Origin of the sequence: Mycobacterium szulgai, assembly GCF_002116635.1 — a bacterium.
GTDB lineage: Bacteria > Actinomycetota > Actinomycetes > Mycobacteriales > Mycobacteriaceae > Mycobacterium > Mycobacterium szulgai.
In genome coordinates, this window is the sequence record NZ_LQPW01000124.1 from 1 (window position 1) to 1,194 (window position 1,194).

General features: G+C 63.1%; 2 protein-coding genes. Both read right to left on the reverse strand.

The window, feature by feature from the left end:
- On the reverse strand, window positions 1-176 hold a 176-nt coding region (locus AWC27_RS17410), incomplete at its 3' end, for a Tex-like N-terminal domain-containing protein (protein WP_139837061.1).
- Window positions 177-262: 86 nt separating this feature from the next.
- Window positions 263-1,194, reverse strand: a 932-nt coding sequence (locus tag AWC27_RS17415; protein WP_245847234.1) for an acyl carrier protein, incomplete at its 5' end; no start/stop codon positions are given.

Consider the following 1,194-nt stretch of genomic DNA (forward strand, 5'->3'; position numbering starts at 1 on the left):
GTGCGAAGCTGCGCATCATCGAGGCTCCCGGTGACCTCCTTGCGGTACCGGGCGATGAACGGGACGGTTGCGCCTTGGTCGAGCAAGCGGACGGCGGCGACCACCTGGGCCTGGCCTACCTGCAGTTCCTCAGCGAGACGGGCGGTTACGGGTTTGATGGTGGCGCCTGGATTCACGAGCAAGACCTTACCCAACGGTCCCGACACGTCTCGTCCACCGGACACCAACGGGTGCACGGCGGCGGGCACCCCAACCGATCAGATCACGCCAGGTGTGAGCCATTCGTTTCGATCGGCTCGCCGGCGGGCACCCCGAGCGCGATCGCGATCAATTCTTCGGGGCTTGATGAGTCGATGATTCGTTCAAGCTCCTTTTGATCCGATTCGTGGTTCTTCTCTTCGCGATCCTTTCGATCCGATTTGGCTTTGGCTTTTTCGGCCAGCAACAACAACTTGTCGAGCAGGTCTGCGTCGCGAAGATCACCGATCGGGATGGTGTTGAGAATGGCGCGCACCGATTCGTCGTCGGGCTCGGGTGTCCCCGTACCGTTGTCGTCAGCGTTGGCGCCAACGTTGAGGCCCAGTTCTTGGTTGAGATGGGCGCCCAGCGCGGCGGGCGTGGTGTAGTCGAATATCAGCGTCGGTGAAAAGCTCAGTCCAGTAGCGGTTTTCAGTCGGTTCCGCAGTTCCACCGCGGTCAGCGAGTCAAACCCGAGGTCCTGGAAGGGGGTATCGGGGTGGATGTCGTGCGGGCCGGACTGGCCCAGTACCAACGCGGTCTGGGTGCACACGACGTCGACCAGTAACTCATGCTGCTGAGTGGGACCGAGCTCGCGCAGGCGTTGAGCCAGTGCGGATTCCGACGGGACTTCGTCATTGTCGACGGTTCGTCGCAGCGGTCGCCGGACCAGATCGTTGAACAGCGGCGGCAAGAGCCCTAGGACAGCGGGATTGGCCAACGCTTTGTGGTCGAGATGAGCGGCGACCACTGCCGGGTGGTCCAGAATCATTGCCGCGTCGAACAATTCGATGGCTTGTTCACTCGTCAGCGGTGTCAGGCCGCTGCGGCTCATGCGGGCTATGTCACTACTGCACAGGTGTGCGGTCATCGCGCTGGCCTGCTCCCATAGCCCCCACTGCAGCGACACCCCGGCCAGCCCGCCGGCACGCCGTGCGGCCGCCAGCGCATCCAAGA